Genomic DNA, 18,868 nt, shown 5'->3' with positions numbered 1-18,868 from the left:
CCCTATACAAAAGAGGCAGTGATTTCCGGTACGTACACGGAAGTCACTGCCTCTTTTAGTTCACCTTGTTACTTGCCGACTTCCGCTATAGCATTCGCCTTCGAAGTCGAGTCGGTACACCGCTGGCATCGGTAACGTTTGCCAAAAGGCATAGTCATACTGCGCATCAAAATGCTGCATCAATAAGGCCATGATGTTTCCATGTGTTCCGATGACAAGCACCTCGTCTTGATGTGTCCGCAGTAACTCGATCGTACTCGCAACGACACGTTCTGTCGCCACTTGATTCGACTCACCACCGTACGGATTATCATCCGGATGTTCCCAAACGACACGGACTGCTTCTTGAAAATCAGCCAAGGCTCCTGGAGCGAGCACTCGCTCCGCGAAATTTGGTTGTTCCTTAACAGCGAGCCCCCGATTTGCTGCTAAAGGTTGAACTGTTTCACGTGCTCGCTTGTATGGACTCGTATACACATGATCTACTGCAATATTTTGAAACACTGAAACTAATGCTTCGGCATCTTGCTTTCCTTGCGTCGATAACGGCCGATTTCGTTCATCGGTCGAATACGTTGAATGCGCATGGCGCACAAGATAGATAGTCGTCATGATATTCCCCCTTATGTTGACCAATCCGGGTAATCAGTTAACCGATAACCGATTCCCCGAACCGTCTCTAAATACCGTTCAATCGGAAATCCCGCGTCGCGTAATTTTTCTCGGACATGCCGAATATGCGAATCAACGGTTCGAGGTTCAAGCATATTTTCATAACCCCAAACAGATTCCATTGAACTACCTCCACCTACGCTTCGCTTAAAGGTGGAGAATTCCTGAGTGATCCGACCTAACGGTCGAAAATTGATCAGGCTAACCCCGTCGTCCCGACGGTTGAAGAAGCTAAGAGGCGTTCAGCTTCTTGTTTAAGAATAAACTAAAAAAGTCCCGTTCATCAAATGATGAACGGGACTTTTGGTATGATTCTGACTGGGCTCGAACCAGCGACCTCTACCCTGTCAAGGTAGCGCTCTCCCAGCTGAGCTACAGAATCATGATGCAGTACGTTATGTACTTGCTAGGACATTTATTAATATAGCAAGAAACTAAACAGCTGGCAAGTAGTTTCCGTAAAAAAAATAAAAAATTCGCTAAAAACAATCGGGCTGACTCAAAAAGGAATCATTTTTCTCACGCACTTTTCGATCGGAGTCGCGTGATTCCTTTTAAACAAGACAAGTATGGCAGATGTTAAATCCACCACACTTGTCTGTGAGAGATTGACTTTCGAGTCAGCCTTTTGTTTTTATAAAATAGTCGTTACTTGATCAACTGGTAAACGAAGTGCCGGGCGTTTTTTCGCATCTTCAACAGCTTTACCAACAGCAATCAACATAACAGGTACAAAACGTTCTTCCGTAATGAACGTATCGGCGAATACTTGATGATCGAAACCGCCCATCGCAAGCGTCGAGAGCCCTTTCGCTTCTGCCACGAGCATCAATTGCATCGCAGCTAAGCTGGCATTCGACATTGCCGCGTCACGGCCGTATGCAGCACTTTGGTAAGCACCTTCTACTTGCCCTTTGATTGAGTCGAATAATTCTTCCGTCATCCCGCCCGCTTCGACAGCCGGTCCATACACCGGATTGTAATTACGGTTTGCTTGCGTATCACCAAGCACGGCGATGACGACTGAAGAAGACGTAATGGCTGGTTGATTGTAAGCGATCGGTGCGAGCTGTTGTTTGGATTCTTCTGAATGAAAGGCAACAAAATGCCAATGCTGTAAGTTCCAAGCACTTGGTGCAGCTGTTGTTAATTCGATTAATTCTTTTACTTCCGTTTCCGTTAATGTAAATGACGCATCATAATGACGAACAGAACGTCGTTCATTCAATGTTTGCAGTGTTTCTGAAAAAGTTTGGTTCATGATGTAATCCCCCTTAATAGTATCTAATTTACTTTGATATCGTATCATCCTGTTTCCCGACTGTCATACGACAAGACTTACTTAACTTCATCTGTTATAAAACAATTATTGACTTTAAACATCTGTACTAATACAATAAGGTTATATAAACAACGTTGTATACACATTGATCACCATTAGGAGGAGATACAAATGGAACAGCCACTTTACCAAGAGACATCTGCTGAATTTTATCGTCAACTCCCTGCAAAAACTTGTGCTACCTGTGGAAAAGAGATGGATGAACAATGCGAATCTTACCAGTCCGAATGTACGGATTGCACAGTCACTGAACAATAAGTGAGTAATATTGAACTACCTCCACCTACGCTTCGCTTAGAGGTGGAGGATTCCTGAGTGATCCGACCTAACGGTCGAAACCTGATCAGGCTAACCCCGTCGTCCCGACGGTTGAAGAAGCTAAGAGGCGTTCAGCTTCTTGTTTAAGATTCAATCCTGCGTTCACATCCCGGTCGTGATGGATCCCGCAACTCGGGCATGTCCATTCACGCAAGCCAAGATGTTTCACGTCTTTGTGTTGATGCCCGCAACTGGAGCACAGTTGACTAGAGGCGAAGGTCTTGCCGACTTTCACGATGGTCTTCCCGTACCATTCCGCCTTGTATCCGAGCATGCGGAAGAACTCCGACCAACTGACCTCGGAGATGGACTTGCTTAACTTGCGATTCTTCTGCATGTTCTTCACTTGCAAGGTCTCGATGCCGATGACGTCGTGGTTTTTGACGATCTCGGTCGATACCTTGTGCAGGAAATCGGTTCGCTTGTTGGCGATCTTCTCGTGGATGCGGGCGACCTTCCGCTTCTGCTTCTGATAGTTCTTCGCCTCGGAAAGTTTTCCTTTCTTGTCCAAGGCCAACCGTTGACGACGAGAAAGCTTGCGTTGCTCGCGCGCCAGCTTTTTCTCAAGCGAACGGAAGTAACAGTCATTCTTGTACACCGTGCCGTCCGACAGGATGGCGAAGTGCTTCAACCCGACATCGACGCCGACGGATGAGCCCGTCTTCGGCATTTCGTTGCTCTCCTGCTCGACGAGCAGGGAGACGAAGTATTTTCCTGAAGCGTTACGCCGGATGGTCGCGTTCAAGATGCGTCCGACGACCTGCCTCGAATTAGCGAAACGGACCCATTTCAACTTCGGGAGTTTTAACTTGTTGCCAATTATAGAGACTTCGGGAAGTTGAGATTTCCCTTGAATGTTCGTCTTGTACGATTGAACGAGGTTACGCTTTGACTTGAAGCGAGGCCGTTCGTTCTGCTTCTTGAAGAAGCGGTCAAAGGCATCGGCAAGATGCTTGACGCTCGTCTGCACAGACGTGCTATCGACTTCTTTCAACCAGTCGAACGCCTGCTTCAACACCGGGAGTTCTTTCGAACAAGACCCGTAGGATAGTCCTTTACCTGTCGCTTTATACGTCTCATCCCACTTCGCTAAGAAGTGGTTGAAGACGAAGCGCGAACAACCGATCGTCTTCGCAATCAGGATTTCCTGCTCTTTTGTCGGGTGTATTCTGAATTTGTAGGCCTTGTGTGTCGGCATGATGTTCACCTCCTTACAAAGGAGTATACCCGAAAGAGAAGGGGACGATTCATCTCCCACTTTCACTAGGGTTTCACCCGAATCGTTTAGAAGTGGGCGTATTCTCGCCTAATTTAGATAAAGAGGACAAACAGATCCAAACGGGTCTGCTTGTCCTCTTTTTCATGTTTAATTTAAATCAAATATCATCTGTTTTAATCTAACTTAAAGAGTCATAATTTGAAAAATCTTACTCAGTTATCTTTTTGTAACATGTTTGTTACAAATGAAACAGACAAAATGTTACAGTTAACCTATACGATTTTCTGCAAAGGAGCTATAACAGCGATGGATTCATACAACACTGGAAATCCGATTGGTCTTGGACCACGAAAACGACATTCTAAAAACAAATTTCTTCGCAAGCTATCGATTTTATTCACCTTACTTTTACTTTCTGTCGGTGGATTCATCGCCTATCAATACATCAAGCCGAAACAACAGCTCGCTACTGTAACGGTCACAACGCTCGGACAAGTCCCTGTTGCTAACATGGAAAAATCCCGGGTCGATCAATGGAATGGTGTGACAAAAAAAGTCGCCTATTTAACGTTTGAGGATGGCCCTAGCGCCTTAACCACAGACATTTTAAATGAACTGGCGCAACAACAAGTCAAAGCTACTTTCTTTTTCATCGGAAGCAACATCGACGCCCAGCCGACGCTTGTAAAAGATGCCGCAACGGCAGGACATTACATCGGGCTGCATAGTGAGACCCATGACTATGAAACGCTCTATAAGAAAAAACAATATGTCAAAGAGATGCTGAGCGTCCAAAAAAAGATTAATCAGTTAACGGGACATTCGCCTCTTCTGACGCGTCCTCCTTATGGCTCGTCTCCTGGTATTTCAAAAACGATCGCGAATGATGTGGCGTCTGCGAATCTACGTGTCTGGGACTGGTCGATTGATTCGATGGATTGGTATTACAAAGACAGTGCAAAAGAAGTCGCAAAAACTGTCATCGACCGGGCAGAAGATCCTTTCGAAATTATTTTATTACATGAACAACCACAAACGTTACGCGCACTTCCGGCAATCGTTGCCGGTTTAAAGAAAAAAGGCTATCAGTTTTCGATTTATGATGAAGACTTCCATATTCCGTTTAATTTTGTTCAGCAATCCAATCTATAAGGAGTTTCGTTCATGAAAAAAATATACCTGTCTCTCACTTTTCTCTCGAGTTGTGCTGCGTTACTTTTAAGTGGTTGTTCAACAGATTCCTCTATGGACTTTTATGACAAACTCGAAGAGCACGCAACATACGAACAAGACGCGACCACGCTCGCAGAGTCTAGAAGTAGAAAAGATGAAATTTCCGTTAATACGTACCAAGCAGTTCTCGATGCAGGAGCTGAGGAAATCAAACGGTCACAAAATGAACGTGAGGAATTAATGGCTTTAAACGAAGAACGATCCTCTTTGCTTGAACAAGAACAATCGTTGCGCCGAGAGGCTTTCGCCAAGTTAGATATACAAGAATTAAAAGATTACGTCGCAGAACTCGAAACCGGACCGAAACGTGAAGGATTTCGCGTGATTGAAGTCATCGAACAGCGTGAACAAGCATTCACTACATTCGTTAAGCAATATACCGCTTCAATGGACGCGGAGGAAAAATTACTCTCCTACTTGACCGAGAAACCGAACTTCGTTAAGATTGATGAAGCAACAGCCGACTTAAATCGTACTACGCGTCAGGCTACGGCTACGTTAAATGATTTTAATCGTTTAACTGCTCGCTACAATGAATTAAAACCCGCCTTTTACAAAGAGGTAGGTCTCAACATTAAATAACTCACACAGGTTGCAACCAAACCCTGTCCAAAAAACCTGGACAAGGCCCTGTTGCAACCTTTTTTGTGCGTTCTAAAACATGGAGGCAACTAAATGAATCGATCAAAAGCAACACTTTTCGTTTTAATCGGCGCTATCAGTTACGGTGTCCTTTCAACGATTGTCAAACTAGCTTATGCTGCCGGCTTCGACTCTGCTACAGTTTCAGGAAGTCAGTTTCTCTTCGGATGGCTCATGATTTTCATCCTTGCGCTATTTACAAAAAATCTACGTCTCGCACCTACGACCGCTATGAAACTGGTCATTATCGGCATCTCCAGTGGGACGACAGGTTACCTTTACTATCAGAGCCTGCAGACAATATCTGCTTCCGTCGCAATCATCTTATTGTTCCAATTTACGTGGATTGGTGTTGTTATCGATTCAATCATTTCGAAACGCTTACCTTCACGGGCACACTTCTTGTCAGCAATCCTCTTGATTGGCGGAGCCATTTTGGCAAGTGCTGCTTACACGAGTTCGCTTGACTTCCGCGGAACACTGTTCGGATTAGGCGCAGCGGTCAGCTTCTCCATCTTTTTACTCGCGAGCGGACGTGTCGCAAATCATCTTCCGGTCATCAAAAAGAGCTTTTATATGATGACAGGTGGGTTACTTTTCGTCATGATTATGTATCCACCTACTACTTTCTTGAGCGAAACAAATTTTGAAAATGGAATGTTGCTTTATGCCCTTCCACTCGGCTTATTCGCTTTAATTTTACCACCACTTTTATTTGCCGCAGGTGCACCACATCTCAGTCCTGCCAGCGTCTCATTGCTCGGAGCTGCCGAGCTCCCAACAGCAGTCATCTGTTCTGTGCTCATTTTAGGCGAACATTTAATGGGCTCACAGTGGATTGGTATCATCATCATTTTAGTCGGTATTTTTTATCCGATTTATGCCCACGCCCCAAAACAAAAAACAGTCACTGCGTCGCACAATCAACGTGACTTTTCTTAACAGTGTATCTCCCTTCAAAACAAAAGACCAGCGCTCATGAGCGCTGGTCTTTTGTTTACTTATTTTTGTGACGTTTCATGGCATCCGCGACGAATTCAACATCTGTCCCGATGATGATTTGGACGTTTGTCGCCCCCATCTTCATGACACCTTTTGCACCAGCGGCTTTAATCGCTGCTTCATCAATTACACTTGTATCTTTGACTTGTAAACGTAAACGTGTCGCACAATTATCAATCGCCGTCACATTATCCGTACCTTGTAGACCTGCAAAGATTTTTGCTGCTTGTTGCTCATACTTATCATCTGAAACCCCTGTTACGATACCCGTGTCTGTTACGAGCGATTCATCTTCACGACCTGGTGTTTTTAAATCAAACTTCGTAATCATGAAGTAGAACAGGAAGTAATAGATGACCGCGAACGCGAGACCAACCGGAATCAGCAACAACGGTTTTGTAGCAATTCCAAAATTCAAGGCATAATCAATGAACCCTGCTGAGAACGAGAACCCATGTAAGATGCCAAGCAAATTGACGACGGCCATCGAAAGACCTGTCAAAACGGCATGCATGACGTACAAGACGGGTGAAAGGAACATGAATGAAAACTCAATCGGCTCCGTAATCCCCGTTAGGAACGAAGTCAATCCTAAACCAATCATCGCTCCGGCAACAGCTTTCCGATTTTCTTTCCGTGCTGCCATGACCATCGCAGCAGCAGCTGCCGGAAGTGCAAACATCATAATCGGGAAGAAACCAGCCTGATAGATACCCGCTGTCGGATCTCCGGCAAAGAAACGAGCGATGTCTCCATTGACGATCGTCCCGTCTGCTTTTTCATACGAACCGAAGACGAACCAAAAAATATTGTTTAAGACATGATGCAGACCGACAGGAATCAAGAGACGGTTGAAGAATCCAAACAGTGCGGCACCGCCTGCTCCGAGGCTGACCATCCATTCTCCGGCACCATTGATCCCATCTTCGATGAACGGCCATAAGTAACCAAAGATAAAAGCTAAAACGAGCATTACAGCAGAGGTGATGATCGGAACGAACCGTCTTCCACCAAAGAATGCCAACCAATCCGGGAGTTTAATGTTATAAAAACGATTGTAAAGCAAACCGGCTGTAATCCCGGCAATGATTCCGCCAAAGACTGCCATGTTGACCATCGAACCAAGACTCGCCTGATTCGCAATCGCACTCAAGGTCGCACCGTCTGCTTTCGTCGAGGAATCATTGACAATGGCTGCTATCGCATCATACTTTGCTTGAATTTGGGCATTGGAATAATCTTTGTTCATGGAATCAACACCATTTTTTAAAACGAGATAACCGACTGCCCCAGCTAATCCAGCTGCCCCACTGGCATCAATCGAAAGTCCGATTGCGACACCAATCGCAAAGATAAGCGGCAAGTTATCAAAAATTGCCCCTCCCGCTGCTACCATCAATGGGATATCCAGCATGTCTGCCGATCCGAGTCGTAAGACAATCCCTGCGGCTGGTAATACGGCGATTGGCAGCATTAAAGCTTTACCAATCCGTTGAAGAAATTGCAACATACACTTCATCCTTTCTTAAGTAAAAAAACAATTGCTGACGAATCAATGAAAACGCTTTTACAACTGTCATTATTTCATATAAACATCTAAATGACTAGACCTTTATACAAATTTATTCATAAAAAAAGTACCCGAACGTTCGGGTACTTACGGTCACGCATTAATGACGATTCGTATCCTCAAGATTTTGCTGGGCATTCCCGACTGTCTTTTTCGCGCCACCTTTTAATTGATCTTTCTTCCCATCACGTTCTGTTGATTTATCCCCTGTCGCTTTACCAAGTGCCTCTTTTGCTTTACCTGCTGCTTTATCGACTGCACCATCGAGCTTTTTATTCAAACCACTGTTTTCTGACATATTCATTACCCCCTATTTTTTATGCGAATATTAGTATTTTCCCATCTCCAAAAGAATCAAACATAAAAAAGAAAAAGACTTCCCGTCATAATCGACCAGGAAGTCTTGATCTATCAATTATTGCGTTACCGAGGCGCCTAATACTTGTTCGATTCGTTCAAAGGCCCAGTCGAGCTCTTCTTTCGTGATGACGAGTGGTGGTGCAAAACGAATGACCGTCTCATGCGTTTCTTTACAAAGCAGTCCTTTTTCCTTTAATGCTTCACAATATGGACGAGCCGCTTCTGTCAATTCAACTCCGATGAAGAGTCCACGTCCACGGACTTCTTTAATGATCGGGTTGTTGATTTGTTTTAATTTTTCCATGAAGTACGTTCCGAGTTCAAGCGACCGCTCAGGTAATTTTTCATCTTCGAGCACTTCTAACGAAGCAACCGAGACGGCACATGCTAATGGATTTCCACCAAATGTCGAGCCATGCGAGCCTGGATTAAAGACATTCAGCACGTCGCGATTTGCCGCTACACATGAAATCGGGAATACTCCGCCGCCTAGTGCTTTTCCGAGAATATACATGTCTGGCGTCACTTCGTCCCAATCCGAAGCAAACCACTTACCTGAACGTCCGAGACCTGATTGGATTTCGTCAGCCACGAGCAGGACGTTCTGCTCTTTACAGACAGCTTGCGCGTCTTTTAAGAAACCATCGTACGGAATCAAGATTCCCGCTTCCCCTTGAATCGGCTCAACGATGAAGGCTGCCGTGTTTTCAGTAATTGCACCTTTTAAGGCTTCCAGGTCACCATACGGAATCGTTTTGATTCCAGGTAACAGTGGTCCAAACCCGCGTTGGTATTCTGCTTCCGTCGACATGGAAACAGCAGTCATCGTCCGCCCGTGGAAGTTTCCTTCGCACACGATAATCTCTGCGTCGCCCGGAACTTGTTTTACTTCATACGCCCAACGTCGTGCAGCCTTCACTGCTGTTTCGACAGCTTCTGCACCGGTGTTCATGGGTAGAACCATATCTTTATTCGTCAACTTCGCTACTTTTTCATAGAAGAAACCTAACTGATCATTATGGAACGCACGTGATGTCAACGTAATCTTATCAGCCTGGCGTTTTAAAGCTTCGATGATTTTAGGATGACGATGCCCTTGATTGACGGCTGAGTAAGCACTGAGCATATCCATATACTGACGTCCTTCTGGATCTTTGACGAAGACACCTTCCGCTTCTGAAATGACGATTGGAAGTGGATGATAGTTATGTGCCCCGAACTGCTCTGTCTGTTGAATAATTTTTTCTGTTTGATTCATAAATAGTCCCCCTTTGACTCTTTAGAAAACGCTTTCAAATCGATTATAACAGATTCCTCAAAATAATCTTCATACAAAAGTTAAACATCCAAAAGGGTTTATCTGCATGTTGATTGAATATATGTTTATCTGCATGTTGATTGAATATATTGGGAATAGACAAGACAACTGAACTATCAATTTGCGTAACAAGGAGTGTGCATGTAATGGACCGTTCGACCATTGATTCCTATGAAGTCGTCATGAGTAAGTTCCCCTTACCTGCCTTCATCTTAAATCTGGATTTAACCGTTCGTATCTGGAACCCTTCGGCTGAAGACTATTGGGGATGGTCTGCAGATGAAGTGTTAGGTCGAACACTCCCGTTATTAAATCCGGAAGACGTTGCTTTTAGTGAACAGATTTGGAGATCGTTTTTAGAACGTCGCCAGGTCATTCAACTTCCGAACACGTATTTTTTACACAAAACAGGTACAAGCATGACCGCGACAATGTTAATCACACCATTGTTTGACGATAACGATGAATACGTCATAGGTGCTTCTTTTTGTAGCCTCCCTTCAACCGCTCAACAATCCGACACGAAACCGCTCTTTCAAGGATTGATGGACTTACGCTACGCGTTTGATCAAATCGCTTGTGTCCTCGTTTTGGATGCACGGGGGACTATCACTTACGCTAACGCCAACATGGTCGATTTCACAGGTTTTTGTCCGAATCAGCTCATCAAGCGTCCTTGGACGCAGTTGCTCAGTGCAGCCGAAAACGAAGTATTGATGACCATCCGCTCGCAAATCAAACAAAAAAAAGCCTGGTCCGGAAAAATGCCGATCGAAACGTCATCGTCCGAAAGAAAGTTTCTCCAAGCGACACTTATTCCGATTTATGATGCGGACGGTGTCCGGTTCCAACACTTATTTATCGGGACTGATGTGACCGAAACAACCCGTCTTGAAGAGGAACTTGATTTTCTAGTCCACCATAACGAAATGACGCATTTACTCAATCGACGTGGATTTTTAAGAGAAGGTGCAACGATGTTCGATCACGCTTCACCCACTCAGCCACTCGCTTTAATCTTATTTGATATCGATCGTTTCAAAGTCATCAATGATTCGTTCGGAACGCACATCGGTGATCAACTTTTACAAGCACTAGCCCTTCGTCTCTCACAGCAGACGGAAGGTACCTTAACCTTTCATCCGACGAGTGACTTATTCGGCCTACTCATTCCCGCTTCCGACAGAAATACGTTATTCCAACTCGTCCGTAAGCTCCAACAAGTCATTCAACGCCCTTACTACATTAATGGTCATTCGTTAATCATTTCCTGTACATTCGGAATCACGCTCTATCCGTCAGAGGCCAGTTCACTCGAAGACTTATTCCGGAGATCAGAAATGGCATTGTACTCAGGAAAAGCTGTCGGAACAGGAACGATTCAATATTTAACACATGAAATGGATCAACAATTTACACGAAAAGTACAGCTTGAACGTTCTTTATTTACAGCTTTAGAAGATGGCGCGTTCTCACTCGCTTATCAGCCCATCATCAACTTGAAAACGAGACGTGTGAACGGCTTCGAGGCATTGCTGCGTTGGAATCATACAGCACTTGGAAGTATTCCGCCGGCTGAGTTCATTCCGCTTGCCGAAGAAGCAGCACTCATCACCCCCATCAATAACTGGGTCGTCCTCGAGGCGTGCGAACAATTAGCCGAGTGGCAACAGACGATTGACCCTAAGCTGACGATGGCCATCAACATTTCCCCCCACCAGTTCCAAAGCGATTCCTTTATCCGGACGCTCCAACACTTGATTTCAAATAAAATAATCTCGCCTCGCTCAGTGACGCTTGAGATGACAGAAAACATCGCCATCCTACAAACACAGCGAACACTCGAACGGATGCAATTGATCAAGTCACTCGGTTTCCGCCTGTCCATCGATGATTTCGGAACAGGTTATTCTTCACTTCAATATTTAAGTGCTTTTCCGATTGATGAACTCAAAATCGACAAAACTTTTATTGATGGGATTGACGTTGGAAATGTAGGATTATTAGATTCCATTATTCAACTAGGTCGGAATTTGAACCTTAATTTAGTTGCGGAAGGAGTCGAAACTTCCAGCGCTGAAGCGTATCTAAAAACAACGTCATGTCAACAGATGCAAGGATTCATCTTCGCAAAACCTTTATCCGTCGATGAGGTCGACAAACGATTTAATTCCTCAACTAGCTGATATCGCTTGTTGAAAATATAAAAAGGGCTGACTCAAAAGTCAGCCCTTTTTTACGATTACAACTGGATTTGACCAGCGACCATACCATAAATGGCGATCCCCGCTAAAATTACGAGCACACCGCTCGCAATCATCTCGTAACGTGACATACCACTACGTTTTTGCTCACGTTCTGCTAACGAGTAGGCAATGATACCTGGAGCATAAACCAATGCTGCAATGACGATGTACCAAATACCCGACGCATAAACGAGCCAAATCGAATAGAAGGAAGCAATAATAGAGAAAATCAACATCTTCGTATTGCGTTCCGCTTTAGAGAAACGAACACTATAGACTGCCGACAACAAGTACGGTAAAAGTGCACAAATCCCGGCAATACTTGATAAAACAAGATACGTTTGGGCCGAGAACAAAGCAACCGCCGCAACGAGTTGTGTCGCAATTTGTGTGATAAGCAATGCGCCGACGGGTGCTCCGTTCCGGTTCGTCTTCGCGAACACTCTTGGAAAAGCTCCATCTTTTGCGACAAGATAGGAAATCTCTGATGCTAAAATCGTCCAACCGAGCAAAGCACCCGACAACGAGATAATTAATCCAATCATGATGATGGTTGCACCGACCGGTCCGATCGCGGCTTCCAAGACATACGCCATCGTCGGTTCATTTAATCCGGCTAGTTGCTCTTGCGTCAAGACACCGAGTGATAACACTGAAATCAAGATGTAAATGACGAGTACGCCGATGAGACCTGTCACGGTCGCCTTACCGACATCACTCCGCTTATTCGCACGCGACGATAAGACGACGGCTCCTTCAATCCCGACGAATGCCCAAAGCGTGACAAGCATCGTTCCCTTCACTTGTTCAAAAATCGATCCAAGCTCCGTTCCCTCTCCCCAAAAATTGAGATTGAACGTGCGTACATTAAACGCAATCCCGACGAGCAGAATGAAGATTAGGATGGGGACAAGCTTAGCGATTGTCGTAATCAAGTTAACGAGTGTTGCTTCTTTAATCCCACTCGAGACAATCCAAAATAGTCCCCACACGACGACGACACTCATCATCAATAAAAATAGTCGATTTTCCGCTGAAAAAATCGGGAAGAAATAACTGAGTGCGTTAAAGACTAACGTGATATTCGCAACGGTACCGATCCAGGCGGATACCCAGTATCCCCAAGCGCTATTGAAACCAACGAAACGACCGAAGCCTTCTCGTGCATACGCATAAATACCACCTTCAAGCTCCGGCTTACTATTCGCCAAGTGTTGAAAGACTAATGCCAACATAATCATACCAAGTCCTGTGATGCTCCAACCGATTAAAATCGGACCAGCACTTGCTTTTTGAGCCATCGCTCCTGGCAGGTTAAAGGCACCCCCTCCAACCATCGAACCGATGACCATTGCTGCTAATGCAAAAAAACCAATCTTTTGTTGATTCATGATGTAAACACTTCCTCCAAATCTGTATATCTATTCATATCAAACGTATATTCATTCGAAGACACAAAGTTCATTATAACAAAACCCACTTCAATGTAAAGAAAGGATTTGATGATGATGGCATGGGTGCATTCGTTCCAACTAGAAGACTTATATAAATTAATGATTGCCGCAACATTTGGAACCATTATCGGATTCGAACGTGAAGTCAAAAACAAGCCAGTTGGTATACGTACTAGCCTCGTAATTACCCTGATCAGTTGCCTGTTAACCATCGTTTCAATCAACTCCGTTATTTTTTATGAAGATATTGCCTCTCATGTCCAAATGGATCCGATGCGAATCGTCGCCCAAATCGTCGCCGGAATTGGATTCATTGGAGCCGGCGTCATCCTCCGACGTCCACATGATATCGTCAGTGGTTTGACGACAGCAGCAATTATCTGGGCGGCGAGCGGCATCGGGATTGCCGTCGGTGCAGGATTCATTATTGAGTCAAGCTTTCTCGTACTTTTTCTATTCGTTTCGCTCGAAAGTATCACCTGGATCATGAAACGATTCAACAACAGCCGGTTTGAAGCAAACGTCATCGTCGCTCATTTGACTTTACCGGAAACCCTCGATGCAGAGACGGTTAAAAAAGCGCTCGAACAACGGGGCGTCCGGATTACGAATATTCGTTTACGTGGCACGCCACAGCAATTGACATTACGGATGTACTCGCCTCACCGTGTCACGATTTTCATACTTTATGACTACTTGAAATCGCTCGGAATTGAGCAAATAGACCTCGACCAGTGAGAATTATCAGAAAATTTATGTTGCATTTTCATTCATTTTCACTTAAATTTACATTATGTTCAAACTTTTCTGAAATTACTTTAAATTAATCGGGGGGGTCATTTTTCACATGAAGAAACAGACTAAAATCGCCTTTGCTGGCTTATCGAGCATGGCGCTACTCGCAGTAGCAGCTTGTGGTCAGGATAATGAATCGAACGGTAGCTCGTCATCAGATGGTAACAAAAAACAAGAAGTGACATTCATCTCTACAACGGATGTCCCACAACTCGATCCAACGAAAACGACGGACTCGACATCAATCATCGTGACAAACAACGTATTCGAAGGCCTTTATCGTCTGGATGGTGAAAATAAACCAACGCCTGGGATGGCTGAAAGTGTTGAAGTATCCGATGATAAACAAACATATACCTTCAAACTACGGAAAGACGCAAAGTGGTCGGATGGTTCATCCGTCACAGCGGATGATTTCATTTACTCATGGAAACGTGCACTTGATCCGAAAACAGGTGCTGAATATGCGTACATCTTACAGGATTTAAAGAACGCCAATAAAATCATGGCGGGTGAAGCAGAACTCGACGAACTCGGCGTCAAAAAAATCGACGACCAAACGCTCGAAGTTCAGCTCGAAGCACCTGCACCGTATTTCCTTGGTTTGACGAGTTTCCCTACGTACTTACCACTTAAGCAATCATTCGTCGAAGAAAAAGGCGACAAATTCGCGATGAATGTTGAATCAATGAACTTCAATGGACCTTTTATCTTGTCAGATTGGCAATCGAACGCCGGATGGACATACAAAAAGAATCCAGATTACTGGGACAAAGCAAACGTCAAAATGGATAAGATCGACGTGAAGGTCGTAAAAGAAATCTCGACCGGCGTCAACTTATTCGAGTCAAAAGAAGTTGATTTCGCACCGATTACTTCTGAATTCGTTTCACAATACGAACAGTCAGAAGACTACAAAACACGTCCAGACGCACGGATCAATTTCTTACGCTTCAACCAGAAAAATAAAGCACTCCAAAATGAGAACATCCGTAAAGCTCTTGCGCTTGGTTTCGAGAAGCAAGGCATCACAGATGTCATCCTGAACGATGGATCAGAACCTGCGAACTTCATCGTCGCAAAAGATTTCACGTTCACACCGGACGGCGAAGACTTCCGCGCGAAATACCCAGACCTTCAAAGCTTTGACGCTGCAGAGGCGAAAAAAGCCTGGGAGGCCGGTCTAAAAGAGTTAGGTGTTAAAACAGTTGAACTCGATATGCTTTCACGAGATGAGGATGCCTTTAAAAAGGTATCTGAATTCTTAAAAGGTGACCTCGAGAAGAACTTGCCTGGCTTGACGGTCAAAATCAAGCAACAACCGTTCAAAAACTTCCTTGACCTTGAGTCAAAAGGTGACTATGACATCTCCGCTGCCGGCTGGGGCCCTGATTACCAGGATCCAATGACGTTCCTCGACATGTGGTTAACGGACGGAAGCTTTAACCGGATGAACTACTCGAATAAAGAGTTTGATCAACTTGTTAAAGATGCGAAGAAAGAAACAGATGAAGCAAAACGTTGGTCTGATCTTCAAGAAGCTGAAAAAATGCTTCTCGCAGAAGATTATGCAATTGCTCCAATCTATCAAAAAGGTGAAGCTTACTTACAACGGGCTAACATCGACAAATTATACCGCCACCCATTTGGTGCTGACATGAGCTTTAAATGGATGGAAGTTAAGTAAACAATATCTGCAATCCAAAAATCCATTCCGGTGGGTTTTTGGATTTTTTTATTTTGTAAAACAACAAAGACCCCTTCTGCCGGAGCCGTCTGGGGTCTTTACTGTGCGATTTGTTTATAGAATTCAATTTTTTCATGCTGTCCTTCTTCTACTGCTCTGAAAAACTCGGCGAAAAATTCATACAACACCGTTCGCTCTTGATAGGTCGGACCTGCTTGACGGATGACAGAAAATGCAAGGTTTCGCAGTTGACGTTTTGTTCGTCGTCGCTCTGGTAACTCATGAAATTGGTCGATGAACGAGCGATAGACGCAAGCAATCAGTTCTTCATGTCCTTCAAAATACGATTTATCCATACTATCCTTCCTTTCTTTTTTCTTTTATATTTTACGAATCAAGGGTTAAAAAGTTTCACTGAAAGTGATGTTTTTCACAGATGATATAAAAACAACTATAACAAGGATCAGATAATGATTCAACTTGAAAAATATTAAGATTCAATAACAAATGTAAAGGAATGATGGGATTTGAGGCGGGAAGGAAATCAATAAAGCAGGTGAACACTAGTCGTAGTGAGTGTTCACCTTTTTTAATCCGGGTTTCTTTATCTTAGCGCCTGTGTCTTAATATGTTGGAAGGTTTTGACGTCAAACAGTCCACTGTCCGTCAATTTCAAATTCGGAATGACGGGTAGGCAAAGGAACGACATCGTCAAATACGGATTGAATGAACGATCCGCTTCTAATACATCCAGCGCATCGTTTAACTTTTCTAACGTAGCTCCGACTTCCTCGAACGGACGACTCGTCATCAAACCGGCGATCTCAAGTGGCAGTTCTGCCAAGACATCCTCACCTTTGACCGCGATGACGCCTCCTCCCGCTTTAACGAGACGCTCTGCTGCAAGCTTCATCTCCGCATCTGAAGTACCGACGATGACGAGGTTATGTGAATCATGGGCGACCGTCGCGGCAATCGCTCCACGTTTCATACCGAAGCCTTGGACGATGCCAACTGCTGAGAAGTCTGTTCCGTTATGGCGTTCGATGACAGCAATCTTTAATAAATCTTGCGCTGTATCCTGCACAAACATTCCATCGACGACGGGCACATCCAACACGAGATGATTCGTAACAATGCTTTTCGGAATAACTCCGATAACATTTGCTTTCGGGTGCGCGAGTGGCAGTTCAAACACTGTGTCCGTGATTTCTTTCGTTTTTAATTCACCGCGCAAATTAGGTGGGACCGTTACTTTCGGAGACGTAATGATTGTTTTACCATCTCGAGCGACCGGCTCGCCTTTCACGAACACTTCACGAATCACTACACGATCAGGATCCGTCAAAAGAACATAATCCGCCCGGCGTCCTGGGACGATTGCCCCGCGATCTTGTAATGCATAGGCATTTGCTGCATGGAGTGATGCCATCGCATATGCCGTTTCCCATTTAATCCCATGTTCGATTGCATAACGCACGTTGTAGTCGATCGTTCCCTCACGTAATGTATCATCCAAATGCTTATCGTCTGTACAGAATAAGAAGCGACTCGCATTGCTTTCTGTTACGGCATCCAGTACTTCTTTTAAATTTCGGGCTGCCGATCCTTCACGGACTTCGACATACAGCCCTCTGCGTGCACGTATGAGCGCTTCTTCTTTCGTAACCGCTTCATGGTCCGTCCGAATGCCGGCAACTCCGTAGATGTTGACTTCACGTGCACCAAGACCTGCTGCATGACCATCAACGAGCTTCCCTGCTGCTTCAATCTGCTCGATTTTCTGTAGCATGTCCGCATCGGCACGTTCGACCGCCGGGTAATCCATCACTTCCCCTAATCCATGGACACCCGGATGATTGACGAACGGCGCTAAGTCGGCTGCCTTTAACGACGCCCCTGCGTGTTCGAACGACGTCGCCGGAACACAGCTCGGTAACATCATCCGTACATCAAGACGAAGCTGTTCCGCATCATCTAACATGAACTGTAGACCGTCTGCACCTTTGACGTTAGCAATTTCGTGCGGATCGGCGATCACCGTCGTCACTCCGAGCGGTAAGATGGCTTGTTCATATTCACTCGGCGTCACCATCGAAGATTCGATATGGACGTGTCCATCGATGAAACTCGGTGCGATATATTGATCCGTTCCATCAATGTTCTCTTCCCCTTCATAACCGTCCCCAACGGCTGCGATGTAGCCTGAGTCGATTGCGACATCCGCTTGATAGGTCTCACGTGTCATCACGTCAATGACCTGAATGCCTTGATAGACAATTGCCGCTTTCTGTTTTTTCGCCGCAATCGCGATAAGTCTTGCCCGAACTGTAGTATCCATCCTATATCCTCCTATAATGACCGGTATTTTTACCATCTTACAATTAGATTGTAAGCAGTTGCAATTTATTTTTCGGGAGTTCAAGATAAAAGAGGTAATTCTTAATCGAAAGTGAGGACAAGCAATCATGAAGTATCGTGTCGGAAACTTAATTCCAAAGGTCGATCCAAGCGTATATATCGCAGACGGTGCAAAAGTCATCGGTGAAGTCGAAATCGGGAAAGATTCAAGTGTCTGGTTCAACACCGTCATCCGCGGAGATGAAGGGCTCATCTCCATCGGGGAGCGGGTTAACATTCAAGATGGTTCAATGATTCATCAATATGAGGAATACTCAACGATTATCGAAGATGATGTCACGATTGGGCATATGGCCATGATTCACGGGGGCATCATTCGAAAAGGCGCATTAATCGGCATGTCCGCAACGATTTTAGACGAAGCAGAAATCGGAACAGGTTCGTTCGTCGCTGCCGGTAGTCTCGTTCCACCTAAGATGGTCGTCCCTCCGAATTCACTTGTCATGGGCGTCCCTGCAAAAGTCATTCGCGAAATCAATGATCACGACCGGTTCATCATGGAACGGACGGTCAAAAAATATATCAAGCGCGGACAACAGTACGCTGCTGATTGCGTACCAGTATCTGAAGATATGACAACCTTGTGAAA

General features: G+C 44.8%; 18 protein-coding genes and 1 tRNA gene. 8 read left to right on the top strand and 11 right to left on the bottom strand.

Annotation, left to right across the window (positions count from 1 at the left end; genetic code table 11):
- Positions 1-60: 60 nt before the first annotated feature.
- From P403_RS0110775 to P403_RS0110760, 4 genes are all read right to left on the bottom strand, one after another.
- Complete coding sequence (locus tag P403_RS0110775; RefSeq protein WP_029332647.1) at positions 61-612, bottom strand: histidine phosphatase family protein; 552 nt, start codon at positions 610-612, stop codon at positions 61-63.
- A gap of 11 nt (positions 613-623) precedes the next feature.
- A complete protein-coding gene (locus P403_RS16430; protein WP_084157662.1) occupies positions 624-794 on the bottom strand; it encodes a winged helix-turn-helix domain-containing protein in 171 nt (56 codons plus the stop codon).
- Positions 795-981: 187 nt separating this feature from the next.
- Positions 982-1,054 (bottom strand) — tRNA-Val (locus P403_RS0110765).
- Between the two features lie 252 nt (positions 1,055-1,306).
- Positions 1,307-1,933: a nitroreductase family protein gene (locus P403_RS0110760; protein WP_029332646.1), complete on the bottom strand. Its 627-nt coding sequence runs from the start codon at positions 1,931-1,933 to the stop codon at positions 1,307-1,309.
- A gap of 192 nt (positions 1,934-2,125) precedes the next feature.
- On the opposite strand from P403_RS0110760, the gene yhfH reads away from it, so the two are divergent.
- The gene (gene yhfH, locus P403_RS16425; protein WP_084157661.1) at positions 2,126-2,272 is read left to right on the top strand and encodes a protein YhfH; all 147 of its coding nucleotides are present in this window, start codon (positions 2,126-2,128) and stop codon (positions 2,270-2,272) included.
- Between the two features lie 85 nt (positions 2,273-2,357).
- Here the strand turns inward: yhfH and tnpB are convergent, their stop codons facing one another.
- Complete coding sequence (tnpB, locus tag P403_RS0110750) at positions 2,358-3,530, bottom strand: IS200/IS605 family element RNA-guided endonuclease TnpB (protein ID WP_029332645.1); 1,173 nt, start codon at positions 3,528-3,530, stop codon at positions 2,358-2,360.
- Positions 3,531-3,857: 327 nt separating this feature from the next.
- Here tnpB and P403_RS0110745 point away from each other — a divergent pair, with 327 nt between their 5' ends.
- The 3 genes from P403_RS0110745 to P403_RS0110735 all read left to right on the top strand — a co-directional run bounded on the left by P403_RS0110745 (position 3,858) and on the right by P403_RS0110735 (position 6,368).
- Positions 3,858-4,703, top strand: a complete 846-nt coding sequence (locus P403_RS0110745) for a polysaccharide deacetylase family protein (RefSeq protein ID WP_084157660.1) — start codon at positions 3,858-3,860, stop codon at positions 4,701-4,703.
- 12 nt (positions 4,704-4,715) lie between these two features.
- Positions 4,716-5,366: a YkyA family protein gene (locus P403_RS0110740; protein ID WP_029332643.1), complete on the top strand. Its 651-nt coding sequence runs from the start codon at positions 4,716-4,718 to the stop codon at positions 5,364-5,366.
- 93 nt (positions 5,367-5,459) lie between these two features.
- A complete protein-coding gene (locus P403_RS0110735) occupies positions 5,460-6,368 on the top strand; it encodes an EamA family transporter (protein WP_029332642.1) in 909 nt (302 codons plus the stop codon).
- Between the two features lie 55 nt (positions 6,369-6,423).
- Here the strand turns inward: P403_RS0110735 and nagE are convergent, their stop codons facing one another.
- The 3 genes from nagE to P403_RS0110720 all read right to left on the bottom strand — a co-directional run bounded on the left by nagE (position 6,424) and on the right by P403_RS0110720 (position 9,616).
- Entirely contained in the window at positions 6,424-7,938 is a 1,515-nt protein-coding gene (gene nagE, locus P403_RS0110730; RefSeq protein ID WP_029332641.1) for an N-acetylglucosamine-specific PTS transporter subunit IIBC, read from the bottom strand.
- Between the two features lie 160 nt (positions 7,939-8,098).
- The gene (locus P403_RS0110725; RefSeq protein WP_029332640.1) at positions 8,099-8,296 is read right to left on the bottom strand and encodes a CsbD family protein; all 198 of its coding nucleotides are present in this window, start codon (positions 8,294-8,296) and stop codon (positions 8,099-8,101) included.
- A 117-nt stretch (positions 8,297-8,413) separates the two neighbouring features.
- Positions 8,414-9,616, bottom strand: a complete 1,203-nt coding sequence (locus P403_RS0110720) for an ornithine--oxo-acid transaminase (RefSeq protein ID WP_029332639.1) — start codon at positions 9,614-9,616, stop codon at positions 8,414-8,416.
- Between the two features lie 206 nt (positions 9,617-9,822).
- Between P403_RS0110720 and P403_RS0110715 the strand changes: the two genes are divergently transcribed.
- Positions 9,823-11,862: a sensor domain-containing protein gene (locus tag P403_RS0110715; protein ID WP_029332638.1), complete on the top strand. Its 2,040-nt coding sequence runs from the start codon at positions 9,823-9,825 to the stop codon at positions 11,860-11,862.
- Positions 11,863-11,918: 56 nt separating this feature from the next.
- Here P403_RS0110715 and P403_RS0110710 read toward each other — a convergent pair whose 3' ends face one another.
- Positions 11,919-13,316 (bottom strand): basic amino acid/polyamine antiporter, encoded by a 1,398-nt coding sequence (locus tag P403_RS0110710; protein ID WP_200872419.1) that lies wholly within the window; start codon positions 13,314-13,316, stop codon positions 11,919-11,921.
- 114 nt (positions 13,317-13,430) lie between these two features.
- On the opposite strand from P403_RS0110710, the gene P403_RS0110705 reads away from it, so the two are divergent.
- On the top strand, positions 13,431-14,114 hold the full coding sequence (locus tag P403_RS0110705; protein WP_029332636.1) for an MgtC/SapB family protein: 684 nt from the start codon (positions 13,431-13,433) through the stop codon (positions 14,112-14,114).
- A gap of 109 nt (positions 14,115-14,223) precedes the next feature.
- Positions 14,224-15,858, top strand: a complete 1,635-nt coding sequence (locus P403_RS0110700; protein WP_029332635.1) for a peptide ABC transporter substrate-binding protein — start codon at positions 14,224-14,226, stop codon at positions 15,856-15,858.
- 98 nt (positions 15,859-15,956) lie between these two features.
- Here P403_RS0110700 and P403_RS0110695 read toward each other — a convergent pair whose 3' ends face one another.
- Together P403_RS0110695 and ade are read right to left on the bottom strand one after the other, a co-directional pair.
- Positions 15,957-16,214: a hypothetical protein gene (locus tag P403_RS0110695; protein ID WP_029332634.1), complete on the bottom strand. Its 258-nt coding sequence runs from the start codon at positions 16,212-16,214 to the stop codon at positions 15,957-15,959.
- Between the two features lie 248 nt (positions 16,215-16,462).
- Positions 16,463-18,199 (bottom strand): adenine deaminase, encoded by a 1,737-nt coding sequence (ade, locus tag P403_RS0110690; RefSeq protein WP_029332633.1) that lies wholly within the window; start codon positions 18,197-18,199, stop codon positions 16,463-16,465.
- 127 nt (positions 18,200-18,326) lie between these two features.
- On the opposite strand from ade, the gene P403_RS0110685 reads away from it, so the two are divergent.
- Positions 18,327-18,866 (top strand): gamma carbonic anhydrase family protein, encoded by a 540-nt coding sequence (locus P403_RS0110685; RefSeq protein WP_029332632.1) that lies wholly within the window; start codon positions 18,327-18,329, stop codon positions 18,864-18,866.
- The last annotated feature ends 2 nt before the right edge of the window (positions 18,867-18,868 follow it).

The organism is Exiguobacterium oxidotolerans JCM 12280, assembly GCF_000702625.1.
In the GTDB taxonomy this organism is placed as follows: Bacteria; Bacillota; Bacilli; order Exiguobacteriales; family Exiguobacteriaceae; genus Exiguobacterium_A; species Exiguobacterium_A oxidotolerans.
Note: the sequence above shows the minus strand (reverse complement) of the source record. Positions and strands in the feature narration are given on the sequence as shown.

What these genes read in the sequence shown, in the direction of transcription:
- P403_RS0110775 (WP_029332647.1), bottom strand. Translation starts at nt 612, where the DNA reads ATGACGACTATCTATCTTGTGCGCCATGCGCATTCAACGTATTCGACC.
- P403_RS16430 (WP_084157662.1), bottom strand. Translation starts at nt 794, where the DNA reads ATGGAATCTGTTTGGGGTTATGAAAATATGCTTGAACCTCGAACCGTT.
- P403_RS0110760 (WP_029332646.1), bottom strand. Translation starts at nt 1,933, where the DNA reads ATGAACCAAACTTTTTCAGAAACACTGCAAACATTGAATGAACGACGT.
- yhfH (WP_084157661.1), top strand. Translation starts at nt 2,126, where the DNA reads ATGGAACAGCCACTTTACCAAGAGACATCTGCTGAATTTTATCGTCAA.
- tnpB (WP_029332645.1), bottom strand. Translation starts at nt 3,530, where the DNA reads ATGCCGACACACAAGGCCTACAAATTCAGAATACACCCGACAAAAGAG.
- P403_RS0110745 (WP_084157660.1), top strand. Translation starts at nt 3,858, where the DNA reads ATGGATTCATACAACACTGGAAATCCGATTGGTCTTGGACCACGAAAA.
- P403_RS0110740 (WP_029332643.1), top strand. Translation starts at nt 4,716, where the DNA reads ATGAAAAAAATATACCTGTCTCTCACTTTTCTCTCGAGTTGTGCTGCG.
- P403_RS0110735 (WP_029332642.1), top strand. Translation starts at nt 5,460, where the DNA reads ATGAATCGATCAAAAGCAACACTTTTCGTTTTAATCGGCGCTATCAGT.
- nagE (WP_029332641.1), bottom strand. Translation starts at nt 7,938, where the DNA reads ATGTTGCAATTTCTTCAACGGATTGGTAAAGCTTTAATGCTGCCAATC.
- P403_RS0110725 (WP_029332640.1), bottom strand. Translation starts at nt 8,296, where the DNA reads ATGTCAGAAAACAGTGGTTTGAATAAAAAGCTCGATGGTGCAGTCGAT.
- P403_RS0110720 (WP_029332639.1), bottom strand. Translation starts at nt 9,616, where the DNA reads ATGAATCAAACAGAAAAAATTATTCAACAGACAGAGCAGTTCGGGGCA.
- P403_RS0110715 (WP_029332638.1), top strand. Translation starts at nt 9,823, where the DNA reads ATGGACCGTTCGACCATTGATTCCTATGAAGTCGTCATGAGTAAGTTC.
- P403_RS0110705 (WP_029332636.1), top strand. Translation starts at nt 13,431, where the DNA reads ATGGCATGGGTGCATTCGTTCCAACTAGAAGACTTATATAAATTAATG.
- P403_RS0110700 (WP_029332635.1), top strand. Translation starts at nt 14,224, where the DNA reads ATGAAGAAACAGACTAAAATCGCCTTTGCTGGCTTATCGAGCATGGCG.
- P403_RS0110695 (WP_029332634.1), bottom strand. Translation starts at nt 16,214, where the DNA reads ATGGATAAATCGTATTTTGAAGGACATGAAGAACTGATTGCTTGCGTC.
- ade (WP_029332633.1), bottom strand. Translation starts at nt 18,199, where the DNA reads ATGGATACTACAGTTCGGGCAAGACTTATCGCGATTGCGGCGAAAAAA.
- P403_RS0110685 (WP_029332632.1), top strand. Translation starts at nt 18,327, where the DNA reads ATGAAGTATCGTGTCGGAAACTTAATTCCAAAGGTCGATCCAAGCGTA.